The organism is Pseudomonas sp. M2(2023) (assembly GCF_030263955.1).
Classification (GTDB): Bacteria; Pseudomonadota; Gammaproteobacteria; order Pseudomonadales; family Pseudomonadaceae; genus Aquipseudomonas; species Aquipseudomonas asiatica.
In genome coordinates, this window is sequence record NZ_CP127114.1 from 4,934,435 (window position 1) to 4,951,348 (window position 16,914).

17 protein-coding genes are annotated in these 16,914 nt (G+C 64.2%); 5 read left to right on the plus strand and 12 right to left on the minus strand.

Going from position 1 to position 16,914, the window contains the following annotated elements:
* Positions 1-54: 54 nt before the first annotated feature.
* From QN085_RS22695 to QN085_RS22735, 9 genes are all read right to left on the minus strand, one after another.
* Entirely contained in the window at positions 55-1,215 is a 1,161-nt protein-coding gene (locus tag QN085_RS22695; protein WP_013974353.1) for a D-alanyl-D-alanine carboxypeptidase family protein, read from the minus strand.
* A 269-nt stretch (positions 1,216-1,484) separates the two neighbouring features.
* Positions 1,485-2,486, minus strand: coding sequence for a septal ring lytic transglycosylase RlpA family protein (locus QN085_RS22700; protein ID WP_013974354.1), 1,002 nt, complete (start codon positions 2,484-2,486; stop codon positions 1,485-1,487).
* Positions 2,486-3,496 carry a lytic murein transglycosylase B gene (gene mltB / locus QN085_RS22705; protein WP_038410161.1) on the minus strand — a complete coding sequence of 337 codons (1,011 nt, stop codon included), beginning with the start codon at positions 3,494-3,496 and terminating at the stop codon, positions 2,486-2,488. The genes QN085_RS22700 and mltB overlap by 1 nt, the downstream gene beginning before the upstream one ends.
* Positions 3,497-3,513: 17 nt before the next feature.
* Positions 3,514-4,617, minus strand: a complete 1,104-nt coding sequence (gene rodA / locus QN085_RS22710) for a rod shape-determining protein RodA (protein ID WP_015271941.1) — start codon at positions 4,615-4,617, stop codon at positions 3,514-3,516.
* 38 nt (positions 4,618-4,655) lie between these two features.
* Positions 4,656-6,545, minus strand: a complete 1,890-nt coding sequence (mrdA, locus tag QN085_RS22715) for a penicillin-binding protein 2 (RefSeq protein WP_023663303.1) — start codon at positions 6,543-6,545, stop codon at positions 4,656-4,658.
* A 16-nt stretch (positions 6,546-6,561) separates the two neighbouring features.
* Entirely contained in the window at positions 6,562-7,029 is a 468-nt protein-coding gene (gene rlmH, locus QN085_RS22720) for a 23S rRNA (pseudouridine(1915)-N(3))-methyltransferase RlmH (RefSeq protein WP_003249722.1), read from the minus strand.
* 10 nt (positions 7,030-7,039) lie between these two features.
* On the minus strand, positions 7,040-7,459 hold the full coding sequence (rsfS, locus tag QN085_RS22725; protein ID WP_013974359.1) for a ribosome silencing factor: 420 nt from the start codon (positions 7,457-7,459) through the stop codon (positions 7,040-7,042).
* Positions 7,460-7,502: 43 nt separating this feature from the next.
* Positions 7,503-8,162, minus strand: a complete 660-nt coding sequence (nadD, locus tag QN085_RS22730; protein WP_013974360.1) for a nicotinate-nucleotide adenylyltransferase — start codon at positions 8,160-8,162, stop codon at positions 7,503-7,505.
* Position 8,163: 1 nt separating this feature from the next.
* Positions 8,164-9,435 (minus strand): glutamate-5-semialdehyde dehydrogenase, encoded by a 1,272-nt coding sequence (locus tag QN085_RS22735; protein WP_003257568.1) that lies wholly within the window; start codon positions 9,433-9,435, stop codon positions 8,164-8,166.
* A 330-nt stretch (positions 9,436-9,765) separates the two neighbouring features.
* Between QN085_RS22735 and QN085_RS22740 the strand changes: the two genes are divergently transcribed.
* Together QN085_RS22740 and QN085_RS22745 are read left to right on the plus strand one after the other, a co-directional pair.
* Positions 9,766-10,434 (plus strand): DNA-3-methyladenine glycosylase, encoded by a 669-nt coding sequence (locus QN085_RS22740; RefSeq protein WP_023661259.1) that lies wholly within the window; start codon positions 9,766-9,768, stop codon positions 10,432-10,434.
* 3 nt (positions 10,435-10,437) lie between these two features.
* Complete coding sequence (locus QN085_RS22745) at positions 10,438-11,754, plus strand: bifunctional DedA family/phosphatase PAP2 family protein (RefSeq protein WP_013974363.1); 1,317 nt, start codon at positions 10,438-10,440, stop codon at positions 11,752-11,754.
* Between the two features lie 128 nt (positions 11,755-11,882).
* Here QN085_RS22745 and QN085_RS22750 read toward each other — a convergent pair whose 3' ends face one another.
* The 3 genes from QN085_RS22750 to QN085_RS22760 are packed head-to-tail and all read right to left on the minus strand — an operon-like array spanning position 11,883 to position 13,558.
* The gene (locus QN085_RS22750; RefSeq protein ID WP_031324523.1) at positions 11,883-12,473 is read right to left on the minus strand and encodes an LON peptidase substrate-binding domain-containing protein; all 591 of its coding nucleotides are present in this window, start codon (positions 12,471-12,473) and stop codon (positions 11,883-11,885) included.
* 9 nt (positions 12,474-12,482) lie between these two features.
* Positions 12,483-13,199, minus strand: a complete 717-nt coding sequence (locus QN085_RS22755) for an LrgB family protein (protein ID WP_013974365.1) — start codon at positions 13,197-13,199, stop codon at positions 12,483-12,485.
* Entirely contained in the window at positions 13,196-13,558 is a 363-nt protein-coding gene (locus QN085_RS22760; RefSeq protein ID WP_003257558.1) for a CidA/LrgA family protein, read from the minus strand. The genes QN085_RS22755 and QN085_RS22760 overlap by 4 nt, the downstream gene beginning before the upstream one ends.
* Before the next feature lie 143 nt (positions 13,559-13,701).
* On the opposite strand from QN085_RS22760, the gene QN085_RS22765 reads away from it, so the two are divergent.
* The 3 genes from QN085_RS22765 to QN085_RS22775 all read left to right on the plus strand — a co-directional run bounded on the left by QN085_RS22765 (position 13,702) and on the right by QN085_RS22775 (position 16,689).
* Positions 13,702-14,157, plus strand: coding sequence for a MaoC family dehydratase (locus tag QN085_RS22765; RefSeq protein ID WP_023662892.1), 456 nt, complete (start codon positions 13,702-13,704; stop codon positions 14,155-14,157).
* Positions 14,158-14,406: 249 nt separating this feature from the next.
* Entirely contained in the window at positions 14,407-15,285 is an 879-nt protein-coding gene (gene prmA, locus QN085_RS22770; RefSeq protein ID WP_041506367.1) for a 50S ribosomal protein L11 methyltransferase, read from the plus strand.
* 42 nt (positions 15,286-15,327) lie between these two features.
* Complete coding sequence (locus tag QN085_RS22775) at positions 15,328-16,689, plus strand: DUF3426 domain-containing protein (RefSeq protein WP_041506366.1); 1,362 nt, start codon at positions 15,328-15,330, stop codon at positions 16,687-16,689.
* Positions 16,690-16,914: the final 225 nt, after the last annotated feature.

Here is a 16,914-nt window from a genome sequence, read left to right on the forward strand (position 1 = left end):
GCCGTGGCAACAACAACGCCCCCGCAGGATACGCGGGGGCATGCAGGTCACGTATCAGTTGAACAACCCGTAGAAGAATAGACGGATGCTATCCCACATACGGCGGAAGAAACCACCTTCCTCGACGCCATCGAGGGCGATCAGGTCGGCGCTGTGAACCACTTTCTCGTCCAGTTTGACTTCCACTTTGCCGATCACGTCACCTTTGGCGATTGGCGCGGTGAGCTGCGGGTTCATGGTCATCGAAGCCTGCAGGCGCTTCAATTGGCCTTTAGGCATAGTCAGGGTAAGGTCGTTGGCCAGGCCAGCTTTCACTTCGCCAGTCGCGCCCTTCCAGACCGGCGACTTGGTCAGCTCGGTACCCTTCTGGTAGAAGGTCTGGGTTTCGAAGAAGCGGAAGCCATAGGTCAGCAGCTTCTGGGTCTCGGCAGCACGCGACTGCTCGCTGTTGGTGCCGAAGACCACGGCGATCAGGCGCTGGCCATCGCGAACGGCCGAAGCCACCATGCAGTAGCCGGCTTCGTCTGTGTGGCCGGTCTTCAGGCCGTCGACAGTCTTGTCACGCCACAGCAGCAGGTTGCGGTTTGGCTGCTTGATGTTGTTCCAGAAGAACTCTTTCTGCGAGTAGATGGCGTAGTGGGCCGGGTCGACGTTGATGATCGCACGGGCCAGGGTAGCCATGTCGTGGGCCGACGAGTAATGGTCCGGGTGCGGCAGGCCGGTCGGGTTCATGAAGTGGCTGTTGGCCATTCCCAGGTCGGCAGCGGTCTTGTTCATCATGTCGGCGAAGGCGTCTTCGCTGCCGGCGATGTGCTCGGCCAGGGCGACCGAGGCGTCGTTGCCGGACTGGATGATGATGCCGTGCAGCAGGTCGCTGACGGTCACCTGGCTGCCCACCTTGATGAACATGCGCGAACCGCCGGTCCGCCAGGCGTTTTCGCTGACGGTAACCGGGTCGTTTTCACCGATCTGGCCGCGACGGATGTCCAGGGTGGCGATGTAGGCCGTCATCAGCTTGGTCAGGCTGGCAGGCGGCAGGCGCTCGTCACCGTTGTTCTCGACCAGCACGTTGCCGCTGGACGCATCCATGAGTACGTAGGACTTGGCTGCCAGTTGCGGTGGCGCCGGCGTCATCTGCTCAGCCGCGAAGGCGGCAGGCGTGATCATCAGCAGTACGGGCAGGCAAAGTCGTTTGGCAAGGTTGGTGATGTTCATCCGTCTCTCGAAAATCGCTAATGGTCTGATGTTCCCTGGGCAAGATCATGTGCCCAGCGCCAGTCAGTCTAGTTTTTGCGGCCGTAGGCCTGGCTCGCAATGTGCGGCTTTATGTCGCTGCGGGCAAAAGCCGACATTGTACATGCCCGCGCCCGTCAATTCATGACAAAACCGACAGTTTGGTGTTGCCTTCTTCGCGGGCGCGCCCGCTCCCACAGGGTTTCGCATGCCCTGTGGGAGCGGGCGTGCCCGCGAAGAAGGCAACGCGGTCAGTCAGCTGTGACCAGCTTGGCCTGCCCAAGGTTCGCCAGGCGGATGCTGTCCTGCGCTTGCTGGATCTCGCCCTGGCTGTTGATCGGCCCGAGGCGCACGCGGTGCAGGGTCTGCTGGTTACGCACGATCGAGCTGATGAACACTGGCGCGCTGACCATGCTGCTGAGCTTGGAGCGCAACAGTTCGGCGGCGTCCGGGTTGGCGAAGGCACCCACCTGCAGGAAGCTGCCGCCACTGCCGGCCGGCACGTTGTTGCCGGCCACCTGCACCGGCACCACCGGCGCTGCATGCTGCTGGGGCGGCGGGGTCCATTGCTCGACGCGCCCGGTACTGGCCGGGATCGCCTGGGTCTGGGCCACCTGGGGCTCCTTGAGCACCATCGGTGGTGTCTGGCCACGCTGGGCCCACCACTGCTGCGGGTCGATACCTTCGACGCGCACGTGCGCGGTGCCAATCTCGGCATAACCGAGCTTTTTCGCCGCGGCATAGGACAAGTCGATGATGCGGTCCGAATAGAACGGCCCACGGTCGTTCACCCGCAAGATCACGCTACGGCCGTTGGCCAGGTTGGTCACCCGCACGTAGGCCGGCAGCGGCAGGGTCTTGTGCGCCGCGCTCATGCCGTACAGGTCGTACAGCTCGCCGTTGGCGGTGTTCTGGCCGTGGAACTTGGTGCCATACCACGACGCGGTACCTTCCGCGCGATAATTGCGCGAGTCCTGCATCGGGTAGTAGGTCTTGCCCAATACCGTGTACGGGTTGGCCTTGTAGTTGCCGGTGTGCACGGTTGGCGTGGCGTCGGGGATCTTGTTCACATCCACGTCCCACCACGGCGCGCCGTCCTTGTGCGCGCGGTTGATGTCCAGGCCCGGCTGGGTGCGCACCACGTTGCCACTGCTTTGCTGGGGCGGGCGGTTGGATGAACAGCTGGCCAGCACCACGCCCACGGCGAGGCAGGTGAGCAGCTTGAAAGACTTGCCAGAGATGATTGCGCGCATTACTTGACGCCCCGTGCTTGAACCAGCTGTTCCGATAGCTGATGCACCGCCATGGCATACATCACGCTGCGGTTGTAGCGAGTGATCGCGTAGAAGTTCTTCAGGCCCATCCAGTACTCGGGGCCATTGTCGCCCTCGAGACGAAAGGCGGTAACCGGCAGATCATCGCGCAACGAATCATGGACCGACCAGCCAAGCGTGCGCAACTCCCCAACGGTTTTTACCGGCTCGATGCCGGTGGTCAGGCCTTCGTCGGCGCGCCCACCGTCCACCCAGGCGCGGCTGACCACACCTTCGCCGGCCACCCAGCCGTGGCGCTTGAAGTAGCTGGCCACGCTGCCAATGGCATCGTCCGGGTTGTTCCAGATATTGATGTGGCCGTCGCCGTCGAAGTCCACCGCGAAGTTGCGGAAGCTGCTCGGCATGAACTGCGGCAGGCCCATTGCACCAGCGTAGGAGCCTTTGAGCGTCAGCGGGTCGAGCTGTTCCTCACGGGCCAGCAGCAGGAATTCGCGCAGCTCCTTGCGGAAGAACTCCGCCCGTGGCGGGTAGTCGAAGCCCAAGGTCGACAAGGCATCGATCACCCGGTAATTACCGGTGTTGCGGCCAAAGAAGGTTTCCACGCCGATGATGGCAACGATGTACTGCGCCGGCACGCCATATTCCTGCTCGGCACGGGCCAGCACCGCCTCGTGCTGGCGCCAGAAGTCCACACCGCGGGCAATACGCGCGTCAGTGATGAACATCGGCCGGTAGTCCTTCCACGGCTTTACCCGTTCGGCCGGGCGCGAAATGGCGTCGAGGATCGACTGTTTGCGCTGCACCTCCGCGAACACACCCATCAGCTGCTCAGGGGCAAAGCCATAGTCGCGGCTCATTTCGCCAACGAACTGGGCCACCTGCGGCGAGCCCTGATAATCGCCGGCATGGGCCAGCTGTACAGCGCCGAACAGGCCCACCGCGCCGATCCACGGCGCACAACGGGCAGCCCAGTTACGCACTGCTTGCATGAAATTCTTCACCTTATTCAAACCTGAGCGATCCATTTGCGGTGCGTGTGGATCGACATCAGAACGCCAAACGCTGACAGCAGCGTCACCAACGAAGTTCCGCCATAGCTGATGAAGGGCAGCGGCACGCCCACCACGGGCAGAAGGCCGCTGACCATACCGATATTGACGAACACGTACACAAAGAAGGTCATGGTCAGGCTTCCCGCCAGCAGCTTGCCGAACAGGGTCTGCGCCTGGGCAGTGATCATCAGGCCACGACCGATCAGCAGCAGGTAGACGATCAGCAGCAGGCAGATGCCGACCAGGCCGAATTCCTCGCCGAGCACCGCGATGATGAAGTCTGTGTGGCTTTCCGGCAGGAAATCCAGGTGCGACTGGGTGCCGAGCAGCCAGCCCTTGCCGAACACACCGCCCGAGCCGATCGCCGCCTTCGACTGGATGATGTTCCAGCCAGTGCCCAACGGGTCGCTTTCCGGGTCGAGGAAGGTCAGTACCCGTTGCTTCTGGTAGTCGTGCATGACGAAGAACCACATCGCCACCGCCACTGGCACCGCAGCCGCCAGTACGCTGAGGATCCAGCGCCAGCGCAGGCCGCCCATGAACAGCACGAAAGCCCCGGAGGCGAGGATCAGCAGCGCCGTACCCAGGTCGGGCTGGCGCACGATCAGGATGAACGGCACGCCGATCAGCACCAGGCTGATCGCCACATGCTTCAGATGCGGCGGCAACGTGCGCTTGGACAGGTACCAGGCGATTGTCGCCGGCATGATGATCTTCATGAACTCCGAGGGCTGGAAGCGGATCACCCCGGGGATGTTGATCCAGCGCGTGGCGCCCATGGCGTTGTGGCCCATCACGTCCACCACCACCAGCAACAGCACCCCGGCCAGGTAGGCCAGCGGCACCCAGCGAGCCATGAAGCGCGGCTCCAGCTGGGCAATGATGAACATCGACACCAGGCCGATGCCGAACGAGGTGGCCTGCTTGAGCAGCAGGTCCCAGTTCTTGCCACTGGCCGAATACAGGACGAACAGGCTGCCGGCCGCGAGGGTCAGCAGAATGATCAGCAAAGGGCCGTCGACGTGGATGCGCTGCAGAAAGCTGGCGCGCCGACGCATCACATCCTCGCTGGAGAGCATGCGATCGAAATTGTTCATCACAGGGCTGATTCCTGGGTAACGGTGGCAGGCGCGAACTCGGGCTTGAGCCGGCCGTTTTCGTCGAGCAACCAGGCGTCCATCACCTGGCGCACCACTGGGGCGGCAACGCCCGAGCCGGACTCACCGTTCTCGACCATCACCGAAACCACGATCTTCGGGTCCTCGGCCGGGGCGAAGGCGACGAACAGGGCGTGGTCGCGGTGGCGCTCCTGAAGCTTGTTGCGGTCGTACTTCTCGCCCTGCTTGATTGCCACCACCTGGGCGGTACCACTCTTGCCGGCAATGCGGTACTGCGAGCCAATGGCCGCCTTGCGTGCGGTACCGCGGGCGTTGTGCATCACCTGCTCCATGCCATGGGTGACCTTGGCCCAGTCGGACTTGTCACGCAGCACGATGTTTTCCATGGGGTTGTCGTCCACCGGCGGCTGGCCTTCGATGGTCTTGGCCAGGTGCGGGCGGTTCCACACGCCCTTGTTGGCGATCAGCGCAGTGGCCTGGGCCAGTTGCAGCGGCGTGGCCTGCATGTAGCCCTGGCCGATGCCGAGGATCAGGGTTTCGCCGGGGAACCAGGCCTGGCGGCGGGTGACGCGCTTCCATTCACGCGATGGCATCAGCCCGGCGGATTCCTCGAACATGTCGAGGGAAACCCGCTGGCCGATGCCGAATTTGTTCATGTAGCTGGACAGCCGATCGATGCCCATCTTGTGGGCAAGGTCGTAGAAGTAGGTGTCGTTGGAGCGCATGATCGCGGTGTCCAGGTCGACCCAGCCATCGCCCGAACGGTTCCAGTTACGGTATTTGTGGTCGTAGTTGGGCAGCTGGTAGTAGCCCGGGTCGAACACCCGGCTGCCGGCATTGACCACGCCGCTGTCCAGGCCGGCGATGGCCACCGCCGGCTTGATGGTCGAACCTGGCGGGTACAGGCCGCGCAGCACGCGGTTGAACAGCGGTCGGTCGATCGAGTCGCGCAGTTCGGCATAGGCCTTGAAGCCGATGCCGGTGACGAACAGGTTGGGGTCGAAGCTGGGCTGGCTGACCATCGCCAGCACCTCGCCGGTACGCGGGTCGAGCGCCACCACCGCACCACGCCGGCCACCCAGGGCAGCCTCGGCGGCCTCCTGCAGCTTGATATCCAGGCTCAGCACGATGTCCTTGCCCGGTTTCGGGTCGGTGCGCTTGAGCACCCGCAGCACGCGGCCGCGGGCGTTGGTCTCGACTTCCTCATAGCCCACCTGGCCATGCAGGTCGGCTTCGTAGAAGCGTTCGATGCCGGTCTTGCCGATGTGGTGGGTGCCGCTGTAGTTCACCGGGTCGAGGGTTTTCAGCTCTTTCTCGTTGATTCGCCCCACATACCCCACCGAATGGGCAAAATGCGCGCCCTGCGGGTAATGGCGCACCAACTGGGCCACCACTTCCACGCCAGGCAGGCGGAACTGGTTCACCGCCACACGGGCGATCTGCTCTTCGTTGAGTTCGAACAGGATCGGCACCGGCTCGAACGGCCGGCGGCCCTGGCGCATGCGCTTCTCGAACAGGGCGCGGTCGTCGGCCGTCAGCTCCAGCACTTCGACGATGGTATCCAGCACTTCCTGCCAGTTACCCGCACGTTCGCGGGTCATCGACAGACTGAAGCTGGGCCGGTTGTCGGCGACGATCACCCCGTTGCGGTCAAAGATCAGCCCGCGGGTCGGCGGGATCGGCTGCACATGCACCCGGTTGTTCTCCGACAGCGTCGAGTGATAGTCGTGCTGGATGACCTGCAGGTAGTACAGACGCGCAATCAGCACGCAGATAAGCAGCATGATCGCGACTGCGCCGACCACGACGCGGTTGCGCACCAGGCGGGCGTCTTTCTCGTGGTCCTTGAGACGGATCGGCTGCGACATCGGACTGCTTACAGGCTCATTTATGGTAAGGATGCCCGGACAGCACGGTCCAGGCGCGGTAGATCTGCTCGCCGATGAGTATCCTTACCAATGGGTGCGGCAAGGTCAGCGGCGACAGCGACCAGCGTTGCTCGGCGCGCGCACAGACCTCGGGCGCCAGGCCTTCCGGGCCGCCCACCATCAAATTCACCGTGCGCGCATCCAGGCGCCAGCGGTCCAGCTCGGTCGCCAGCTGCTCGGTACTCCAGGGCTTGCCATGGACCTCGAGGGTGACGATGCGTTCCCCTGGCTGAACCTTGCTCAGCATGGCTTCGCCCTCCTGACGGATCAGGCGGGCGACGTCGGCATTCTTGCCACGAGTGTTCAGCGGGATTTCCACCAGCTCCAGCGACAGCTCGGCGGGCAGGCGCTTGGCATATTCATGCCAGCCTTCCTCGACCCACTTCGGCATGCGCGAGCCGACCGCGATCAGGCGCAGACGCACAGCGCTTTCCTTATTCCCGGTCCTTGAGCTTGTCGGAGTACTCGTGGGCATGGTCCGGGCTGTGGTGCTTGCCATCGGCGGCACGGCTTTGCTCGGCCCCCTGCCACAGGCGCTCCAGGTCGTAGAACTGGCGGGCAGCGGCGGTCATCATGTGCACGATGACGTCGTTCAGGTCCAGCAGTACCCAGTCGCTGTCGCCCTTGCCTTCTTCACCCAGCGGCTGGGCGCCCTTGGCCTTGACCGCTTCGCGGACCTTTTCCAGCATCGCGTTGATCTGGCGGTTGGAGGTACCGGTGGCAATGATCATGTAGTCGGTCAGGCTGTGCTTTTCGCGCACGTCGATGACCTGGATGTCCTGGGCCTTGACGTCTTCCAGCGCTGCCTTGGTCAGGGCGACCAGTTCTTCGCCGTGGATTTTCTGCTTGGTCATATAAAACTCGTTCAACTCGTTGGATGAGGCGCCAGAGGCACCGTCAGTTAGGTGCACGATACAGTTCGTGCGCCTCGATGTAGGCCAGTACGGCGTCCGGCACCAGGAACCTCACCGATTTGCCGCTGGCCAGCAGCTGTCGGATCTGTGTAGCCGACACCGCAAGCGGCGTCTGCCAGACGAACGAAATGTTTCCCGCCGGGCCGGACAAGGCGGTGGGATCGCTCTCCGAGCGCGCAGCCAGCAGGTTGCGCAGCTCGTCAGGGGGTTCTACGTCGGCATCCGGGCGTTGCAGCACCAGGATGTGACAGTGTTGCAGCAATTCTTCCCAGCGGTGCCAGCCGGGCAGGCCACAGAAGGCATCCCAGCCCAGCACCAGGAACAACTGGTCGCCAGCGGCCAGTTCGGCGCGGATCGATTCCAGCGTGTCTATGGTGTACGACGGTTTGTCGCGCGCCAGTTCGCGGGCATCCACGCTCAGGCAGGGCACGCCCTGTACAGCGCCTTGCACCATGGCCAGGCGGTCCTGCGCGGCCACCTGCGGGGTGTCGCGGTGCGGCGGCCGGGCGTTGGGCAGCAGGCGCAGCTCGTCCAGCCCCATGAACTCGGCCACTTCCAGCGCGCTGCGCAGGTGGCCGATGTGCACGGGGTCGAAGGTGCCGCCAAGAATGCCGATGCGCCGGACTGCCTGGGCCTTGCTCAACTCAGCAGGACTCCTGGCCGCGCAGCTGGCCGTCACCGATCACCACGTACTTCTCGCAGGTCAGGCCTTCCAGGCCGACCGGGCCGCGGGCATGCAGCTTGTCGGTGGAAATGCCGATTTCCGCACCCAGGCCGTACTCGAAGCCGTCGGCGAAGCAGGTCGGGGTATTGAGCATGACCGACGCCGAGTCGACCTCGGCCATGAACTGACGGGCTTCACCCTGGTGTTCGCTGATGATCGAGTCGGTATGGTGCGAGCCATAGTGGTTGATGTGCTCGATGGCCTGGTCCAGCCCATCGACCACGCGAATCGACAGGATCGCGTCCAGGTATTCGGTGTGCCAGTCGGCCTCGGTGGCGGGCTTGGCGTCGATGATCGCCCGGGTGCGCTCGCAGCCACGCAGCTCGACGCCCTTCTCCTGGAAGCGACTGGCCATTTCCGGCAGGAAGCGCTCGGCCACCTGCTGGTCGACCAGCAGCGTTTCCATGGCACCACAGATGCCATAGCGGTAAGTCTTGGCGTTGAACGCAACGCGCCAGGCCTTGTCCAGGTCGGCGTGCTGGCTGACATAGACGTGGCAGATACCGTCCAGGTGCTTGATCACTGGCACGCGGGCATCGCGGCTGATGCGTTCGATCAGGCCACGGCCACCGCGCGGCACGATGACGTCGACGAATTCCGGCATGCTGATCAGCGCGCCCACGGCTTCGCGGTCGGTAGTCTCGACCACCTGCACCACGGCTGCCGGCAGGCCGGCGGCGGCCAGGCCACGCTGGATGCAGGTGGCGATGGCGCGGTTGGAGTGGATGGCTTCGGAGCCGCCACGCAGGATGGTCGCGTTACCCGACTTCAGGCACAGGCTGGCGGCATCGATGGTCACGTTCGGGCGCGATTCGTAGATGATCCCGATCACCCCCAGCGGCGTGCGCATCTTGCCGACCTGGATACCGGATGGGCGGTAGCTCATGTCGCGGATGGCACCGACCGGGTCCGGCAGGCCAGCCACCTGGCGCAGGCCGGTGATCATGCCGTCGATACGCGCCGGGGTCAGCGCCAGGCGGTCGAGCAGCGCGGGCTCCAGGCCGTTGGCACGGCCGGCGGCCAGGTCCAGCTCGTTGGCTGCGGTCAGCTCGGCACGAGCGGCGTCCAGTGCGTCGGCGGCAGCTTGCAGGGCGCGGTTCTTCTGCGCGGTGCTGGCACGGCCGATCACCCGGGAAGCCTCACGGGCAGCGCGACCCAGGCGGGTCATATAGTCAAGAACGGACTCAGTCATGGGTTCGGTGTCTTGGCGAAGGGGAAATCGGCTGATTATAACTGGCGCGCAAGTGTACGCCCAGCGGCGGGTGGCGGATGGTAGAAAATGGCTGGGGGCATTGTGTAGGAAAGATGTAACCGGGGTTATCGAAATTTCTATCTCCTATCAGGGCCTTTTCGCGGGTAAACCCGCTCCCACAGGGATTGCACAAGGCCTGGGACCTCCGAGGTACCTGTGGGAGCGGGCGAGCCCGCGAAAGGGCCGGCACTGCCAACATCCCACTCGATTCAGCCTCGATTAAGCTATTCATTGCTATCATCCCCGCCGTCCCAGCCACGAACCGCCCGCATGCCAGCCTTGCCCGACAGCTTTTTCGACCGCGACGCCCAGACCCTGGCCAAGGCCCTGCTGGGCAAAGTCATACGCCATCGCCACGGCGACCTGTGGCTGGCCGCGCGCATCATCGAGACCGAGGCCTACTACCTCACCGACAAAGGCAGCCACGCCTCGCTCGGCTACACCGAAAAGCGCAAGGCGCTGTTCCTCGATGGTGGGCACATCTATATGTACTACGCCCGCGGCGGCGACTCGCTGAACTTCAGCGCCCACGGGCCAGGCAACGCGGTGCTCATCAAGTCGGCCTATCCTTGGCAGGACGCCCGCTCGGGGCCGAACAGCCTGACACAGATGCAACTGAACAACCCCGATGCCAGCGGCAACCTCCGCCCGGCCGAGCGCCTGTGCGCCGGCCAGACCTTGCTGTGTCGCGCCCTGGGCCTGAAGGTGCCGCACTGGGACGCCCAGCGTTTTGACGCCGAGCGCCTGTACGTGGAGGATTGCGGCAACTTCGTGCCACGGGTGATCCAGGCCGCCCGCCTGGGCATCCCGCATGGCCGCGACGAGCACCTGCCCTACCGTTTCGTCGATGCCGAATACGCCCGTTTCTGCACGCGGAACCCGTTACGTCGCGGCCAAGTCGAAGGCCGCGACTTCTTCATTCTGGAACAAGGAAGCTGAACCATGGGCCAATGGCTCGACAGCCTGACTGGCTGGCTCAGCGCCAACCCGCAGTGGCTTGGCCTGGCGATATTCCTGGTGGCCTGCATCGAGTGCCTGGCCATTGCCGGCATCATCGTGCCAGGCACCGTGCTGCTGTTCGCGGTCGCGGTACTGGCCGGCAGCGGCGCCTTCAGCCTGGGCGAAACGCTGCTGCTGGGCTTTCTCGGCGGCCTGGTGGGCGATGCGTTGTCGTACACGGTGGGCAAGTACTTCCACCAGAACATTCGCAGGCTGCCCCTGCTGCGCCACCATCCGGAATGGATCGGCAGCGCCGAGGCCTACTTCCAGCGCTACGGCATCGCCAGCCTGCTGGTAGGGCGCTTCATCGGGCCGCTGCGGCCTATGCTGCCAATGGTCGCCGGCATGTTCGACATGCCGCTGCCGCGGTTCATCGCCGTCAGCCTGGTGGCCGGTGCCGGCTGGGCAGTGGCCTACCTGCTGCCCGGCTGGGCTACCGGCGCAGCCATGCGCCTGCCCTTGCCGGAAGGCTTCTGGCTGGATGCCGGGATCATCGCCGGCACCCTGGCAGTCATCATCGGGCTGAGCCTGAACACCAGCATTCGTGATCAACGCCACGGCACCCGGCTGATCGCCGGCATGAGTTTCCTGGCCTTGGCCGGGGTCTTCCTCGGCTGGCCCTACCTGCACGAGTTCGACCAGGGCGTGATGACACTGGTGCAGGAGCACCGCAGCCAGGCCATCGATGGCGCCGTGGTGCTGGTGACCCGGCTGGGCGATTTCCGCACCCAGTTATTCCTCGGCGGGCTGCTGACGGGCCTGCTGCTGCTTGCCCGGCAATGGCGGCATGCCATGTTCGCTGCGGGCGCACTGATGGGTACGGCGTTTGCCAACGGCACGCTGAAGTGGCTGTTCGCCCGGGCCCGCCCGGAAGTGCTGAGCGACCCGCTGACCAGCTACAGCATGCCCAGTGGGCACAGTTCGGCGTCGTTTGCGTTCTTCCTGGTAATGGCAGTGCTGGCCGGTCGCGGTCAGCCGCCGCGGATGCGCCTGACCTGGGTGATGCTGGGCTGCATTCCAGCGCTGGCGATTGCCCTGTCACGGGTGTACCTCGGGGCGCACTGGCCGACCGACATCCTCGCCGGGGCATTGCTGGCGTGCTGCGTGTGCGCGCTCAGCCTGGCACTAGCGCAGCGTCACCAGACTCTCCCGGCCTTGCCGCTGCGGGTTTGGTGGCTGGTGTTGCCGGCGTGTGTCGCGTTGTTAGCGTTCTTTGCCATGCATGCGCTGCCACAGGCTTTGCTGCGGTATCAATATTGATGTCGCCTGTATCGGCCTCTTCGCGGGTAAACCCGCTCCCACAGGTACTGCATCAAGCCTGAGAACGGCGCTGTCTCTGTGGGAGCGGGTTTACCCGCGAAGAGGTCGGCACTGACAACACATCACTATCAGGCAAACAACTCACCCTGAATCCGCTCCAGCAGCTTCTGAATTTCCCCCAACCGCTCCTGTGGCGAGTCGAGGGTCAGCAGATCCAGCTTGTCCTCTTCCATGAAGGGCAGCAGGTACGCCAACTGGTTGGCCAACGTCTGGCGCCCGTCCACAGGCCGCGGCATGTCCAGGGCTTCGACCATCGGGTGTTCACCCAGGGCCACCAGCAACGCCAGCAGGTCTTCGTCCGCCTCGAGCAACGGGCTGTCCGCCTGCTCCGGCAGCCATTTCACCTGCCCCACCAGCAACTGGTCCTTCTGCACCTCGGTGCTTTCCAGGCTGAAGCGCCGCACGCCTTCGACGCGGATACCCAGCAAGCCGTTATCCTGCTGCACGAAGTCACGGATCACCGCCTCGCAGCCGATCGAGGCGACCACCGGCGGCGCCTTGCCGACCTGCTCGCCTTCGAGGATGCACACCACACCAAAACCTTCGCCCCGCTTCATGCAGCGCCCGATCATGTCCAGATAGCGCGCCTCGAAAATCTGCAAATCGAGGAAACAACCAGGAAACAGCACGGTATTGAGAGGAAACAGCGGTAGCGTCATCACAAGTCCTCAAGCCACCAGGCTGACCGCCAGCGGCAGGAACACCGCCGTGGCCACCCCCATCAGGCTCATCGCCAGCGCGGCAAAGGCGCCGCATTCGTCACTTTCCTGCAGGGCCACCGACGTGCCCACTGCGTGCGCGGTCACGCCCAAAGACATGCCACGGGCCTCGGGGCTATGCACGCCAAAACGGCTCAGCAACGCCGGGCCGAAGATTGCCCCGATAACCCCGGTAATCAGCACGAACACCGCCGCCAAGGCAGCCACGCCGCCAATCTGCTCAGCCACCAGCATGGCGATCGGCGAAGTGACCGACTTCGGCGCCATGGTCATCAGGATCATGTGCTCGGCACCGAACCACCAGCCCAGCAACAGGCAGCACAGCGTAGCGAACAGGCCTCCGACTACCAGCGTAGTAAATGTGGGCCAGAACAGCTGTCGGATACGCCGCAGGTTGAGGTAGAGCGGCACAGCCAGGGCTACGGTGGCAGGCCCCAGCAGGATGTTCATGATTTCGGTGCTCTTGCGATATTCGCTGTAGTCGATGCCACACACCAGCAACACGCCGATCACCAGCAGCATCGAGACCAGTACCGGCTGCAGGAAGATCCAGCGGGTCTTCTCGTAGGCCGCCAGCACCACCTGGTAGGCCCCAAGCGTGATGCCGATACCGAACAAGGGATGATGAACGACCGCATCCAGTGCGCCTTGCCAGTCGAGCATCATGGCTGCTCCTCGCTCCGGCCCTGACGGTGGATGAGCTTTTGCATCAACACGCCGACGAACACCAGGGTCACCAGGCAGGAGATCAGCAAGGCACCGGCAATGGCCCAGAAGTCGGCGGCGATATCCCTGGCATACACCATCACCCCCACCGCTGGCGGCACCAGCAACAGCGGCAGGTAACGCAGAAGGCTGCTGGCGGCCTCGTTCAGCGGCTTGCCCACCTCACCACGGGCCATGAGGAAGAACAAAAGCAGCAACAGGCCGATGATCGGCCCCGGCAGAAACGGCACCAACAGATGGTTGATTGCCGTCCCCAGCAGCTGGAACAGCACCAGCCAGGTCAAACCACGCAACAGCATAAGCATCTCCCTCGGGCATGGCCGCCATTATAAGCATGTGCCGTCATATACCGATATTCGTCGAAAAACGTGCAACTTGACTGAAACGGTTCGCCGTGCTGATCTTGCACTTTCGTACCAACTGACAACCCGGAGAGTCCGCGATGCCCCATGTACCGGTTACAGAGCTTTCGCAGTACGTTGGTAAGGAACTGGGCCGCTCGGCCTGGCTGAAGATCGACCAGCAACGCATCAACCTGTTCGCCGAAGCCACGGGCGATTTCCAGTTCATCCATGTTGACCCGGAAAAGGCGGCAAAAACCCCGTTCGGCAGCACCATCGCCCACGGTTTCCTGACATTGTCGCTGATTCCCAAGCTGATCGAGGACATCCTGGTTCTGCCGGAAGGGCTGAAGATGGTGGTGAACTATGGGCTGGACAGCGTGCGGTTCATCCAGCCGGTCAAGGTCGACAGCCAGGTACGGCTGAAGGTGGACCTGGCCGAAGTGACGGAAAAGAGACCAGGGCAATGGCTGCTAAAGGCGATTGCCACGCTGGAGATCGAGGGAGAAGAGAAGCCTGCTTATATAGCTGAGTCGCTTTCCCTCTGTTTTGTCTGATGCACCACAGTTTCTGTGGGAGCGGGCATGCCCGCGAAGCAAGCACCGCGGTGGATGGCACGGGCTTCGCCCGTGTTCGCGGGCGCGCCCGCTCCCACAGGGTGCATGCCAGGATTTCAATGTTGTGCAAGGCAGTAGCCCTCACAATGTCCGTGCCCGGCCTCCTCTACAAACCCCCCGCACTCGCGTAAACTGCCAGCCTTCGCGCAGCCTAGGGCTGCCCCTGTCGATTTACCAAAGGTGCCCGCCATGCCCTGGCTGCAAGTACGCCTGGCCATCAGCCCGGAACAAGCCGAAACCTACGAAGATGCCCTGCTCGAAGTGGGTGCCGTCTCGGTCACGTTCATGGACGCCGAGGATCAACCGATCTTCGAGCCAGACCTCAACACCACTCCGCTGTGGTCGCACACCCACCTGCTGGCCCTGTTCGAGGCCGATGCCGACCCTGAGCAGGTATTCGCCCACCTGCGCCTGCTGACCGGCGCCGAGCTGCCCGAGCACCAGGCCGAGGTGATCGAGGACCAGGACTGGGAACGCAGCTGGATGGACAACTTCCAGCCGATGCGCTTCGGCCGCCGCCTGTGGATCGTGCCAAGCTGGCACGAGGCCCCGGAACAGGACGCGGTGAACCTGCTGCTCGACCCGGGCCTGGCGTTCGGCACCGGTACCCACCCCACCACCGCCCTGTGCCTGGAATGGCTCGACGGCCAGCAGCTCGAAGGCACCCAGGTGCTGGACTTCGGCTGCGGCTCGGGCATTCTGGCCATCGCCGCGTTGCTGCTGGGCGCCCGTGAGGCGGTCGGTACCGACATCGACGTACAGGCCATCGAGGCTTCGCGCGACAACGCCCAGCGCAACGGCATCGCCGACGAGAAGCTGGCGCTGTACCTGCCGGTGAACATGCCGGCCATGCAGGCCGATGTGCTGGTCGCCAATATCCTCGCCGGCCCACTGGTGTCGCTGGCACCGCAACTATCCGGCCTGGTCCGCCCTGGTGGCCTGCTGGCGCTGTCGGGCATCCTCGCCGAACAAGGTGAGGAGGTGGCCGCAGCCTATGCCGCCGACTTCGAACTGGACCCGATCGTCGTGCGCGATGGCTGGGTGCGCATCAGTGGTCGCCGCCGCTAAGCGGGCCTAGAATACTTTTCTGCACAGCTCCCGGATTGCCGCATGACCGACAGTTTCGTCACCCAGTGCCCGCATTGCCAGACCAGCTTTCGCGTCACCCACCACCAGTTGAGCGTGGCCCGCGGTGTAGTGCGCTGCGGCCACTGCCTGCAGGTGTTCAACGCCGCCAAGCAGCTGCTGGAGCAGAACCGCGCCGGCGGAGCCAGCGCACCTGCGGTGCCGGCACCGATGCCTGCCGCCCCTGCCGAGCCGCTGGCCGAACCGGTGATCGCACCCGAGCCTGTCGCAAGCGAATCCGGCACCACCCCGGACGAGGACTGGGCGCTCACCAGCCAGGCGCTGGACGCGCTCGACCTCGACATGGAACTGGAGCGCCTGGAGCGCCGCGGCCAACCGGCCTCGGCTCGCCCGGCAAGCCAGGACGACCGCCTGCAGGCGCGGCGTGACGAACTGCACCCGGACGAACATGCCGACGACCTGTTCGGTACGGCAACCGATGAGCCGTTCGAGCCGCAACCGGCGATAGAAACCGCGCCCGTGCTGCGAGAGCCGGAGCCCTTGGAGCAGGACCTGAAGCCCGCCCCTGGCGAGCGTACCGAGCCGACGTTAGGTGGCAACCTGGACCTGGACATCGACGACGAACCACCGGTGCACCGCGCCGCCGAAATCGATGACCACCCCGATTTCAACGAACCGCTGCGTGCCAGCGATGATGAAGCCCCGGTACAAGGCCTGAGCGCCCGCGACGACGAACCGCTGGAGCTGCACCTGTCGGCGCGCGATGACGAGCCTGTCGAGCCGCTGCCCGGCGAACGCCTGGAACCAGGCCTTGCCGGCAAAGCCGAGCGCCCGGCGCGCAAGGAGCCGCTGGTCGACGTGGTCGACGACCCGCTGCAACTGGGCTGGGAAAAACCCGCGCCCAACTGGGGCAAGCGTCTGCTGTGGGGCTTCCTGACCCTGCTGGCTGCTGGCTTGTTGGCGTTCCAGTACGTGTGGTTCCACTTCGATGAAATGGCCCGCCAGGACCAGTACCGGCCGCTCTTCCAGCAAGTCTGCCCGTTGGTCGGCTGCGAAGTGCCGACCCGCGTCGATATCGCTCGAATCAAGAGCAGCAACCTGGTAGTACGCAGCCACCCGGACTTCAAGGGCGCACTGATCGTCGATGCGATCATCTACAACCGCGCGCCGTTCGCCCAGCCGTTCCCGCTGCTGGAGCTGCGCTTCGCCGACCTCAATGGCCAGCTGATCGCCAGCCGTCGCTTCAAGCCCAGCGAATACCTGTCCGGCGAACTGGCCGGGCGCGGCGAAATGCCAAGCCAGACCCCGATCCATATCGCCCTGGACATCCTCGACCCAGGGCCGAAGGCCGTTAATTACAGCCTGAGCTTCCGTTCGCCGGAATAACCAGCAGCCCTGTGGGAGCGGGCGCGCCCGCGAACACGGGCGTAGCCCGTGCCATCCATTGCGCCGCCTGGTTCGCGGGCAGGCCCGCTCCCACCGGGGCCGCGCAAGGTCCTGGCTCCTCACCCATACCAAAAGTCATAAGCCGACAACTGTTCAGATTTTATCCAAATCCATCTTTATCCGGTCACCGAGAGCGGGTATCATGCCAACCCTTTTTCGAACTCC

Excerpts from the sequence above, each read along its gene's own strand:
- QN085_RS22745 (WP_013974363.1), top strand. The coding sequence starts at position 10,438 with ATGGGCCAATGGCTCGACAGCCTGACTGGCTGGCTCAGCGCCAACCCG.
- QN085_RS22740 (WP_023661259.1), top strand. The coding sequence starts at position 9,766 with ATGCCAGCCTTGCCCGACAGCTTTTTCGACCGCGACGCCCAGACCCTG.
- QN085_RS22700 (WP_013974354.1), bottom strand. The coding sequence starts at position 2,486 with ATGCGCGCAATCATCTCTGGCAAGTCTTTCAAGCTGCTCACCTGCCTC.
- rsfS (WP_013974359.1), bottom strand. The coding sequence starts at position 7,459 with ATGACCAAGCAGAAAATCCACGGCGAAGAACTGGTCGCCCTGACCAAG.
- QN085_RS22735 (WP_003257568.1), bottom strand. The coding sequence starts at position 9,435 with ATGACTGAGTCCGTTCTTGACTATATGACCCGCCTGGGTCGCGCTGCC.
- mrdA (WP_023663303.1), bottom strand. The coding sequence starts at position 6,545 with ATGTCGCAGCCGATCCGTCTCAAGGACCACGAGAAAGACGCCCGCCTG.
- QN085_RS22760 (WP_003257558.1), bottom strand. The coding sequence starts at position 13,558 with ATGCTGTTGCGTGGTTTGACCTGGCTGGTGCTGTTCCAGCTGCTGGGG.
- QN085_RS22695 (WP_013974353.1), bottom strand. The coding sequence starts at position 1,215 with ATGAACATCACCAACCTTGCCAAACGACTTTGCCTGCCCGTACTGCTG.
- QN085_RS22765 (WP_023662892.1), top strand. The coding sequence starts at position 13,702 with ATGCCCCATGTACCGGTTACAGAGCTTTCGCAGTACGTTGGTAAGGAA.
- QN085_RS22750 (WP_031324523.1), bottom strand. The coding sequence starts at position 12,473 with ATGACGCTACCGCTGTTTCCTCTCAATACCGTGCTGTTTCCTGGTTGT.
- QN085_RS22755 (WP_013974365.1), bottom strand. The coding sequence starts at position 13,199 with ATGATGCTCGACTGGCAAGGCGCACTGGATGCGGTCGTTCATCATCCC.
- QN085_RS22775 (WP_041506366.1), top strand. The coding sequence starts at position 15,328 with ATGACCGACAGTTTCGTCACCCAGTGCCCGCATTGCCAGACCAGCTTT.
- prmA (WP_041506367.1), top strand. The coding sequence starts at position 14,407 with ATGCCCTGGCTGCAAGTACGCCTGGCCATCAGCCCGGAACAAGCCGAA.
- rodA (WP_015271941.1), bottom strand. The coding sequence starts at position 4,617 with ATGCGTCGGCGCGCCAGCTTTCTGCAGCGCATCCACGTCGACGGCCCT.
- mltB (WP_038410161.1), bottom strand. The coding sequence starts at position 3,496 with ATGCAAGCAGTGCGTAACTGGGCTGCCCGTTGTGCGCCGTGGATCGGC.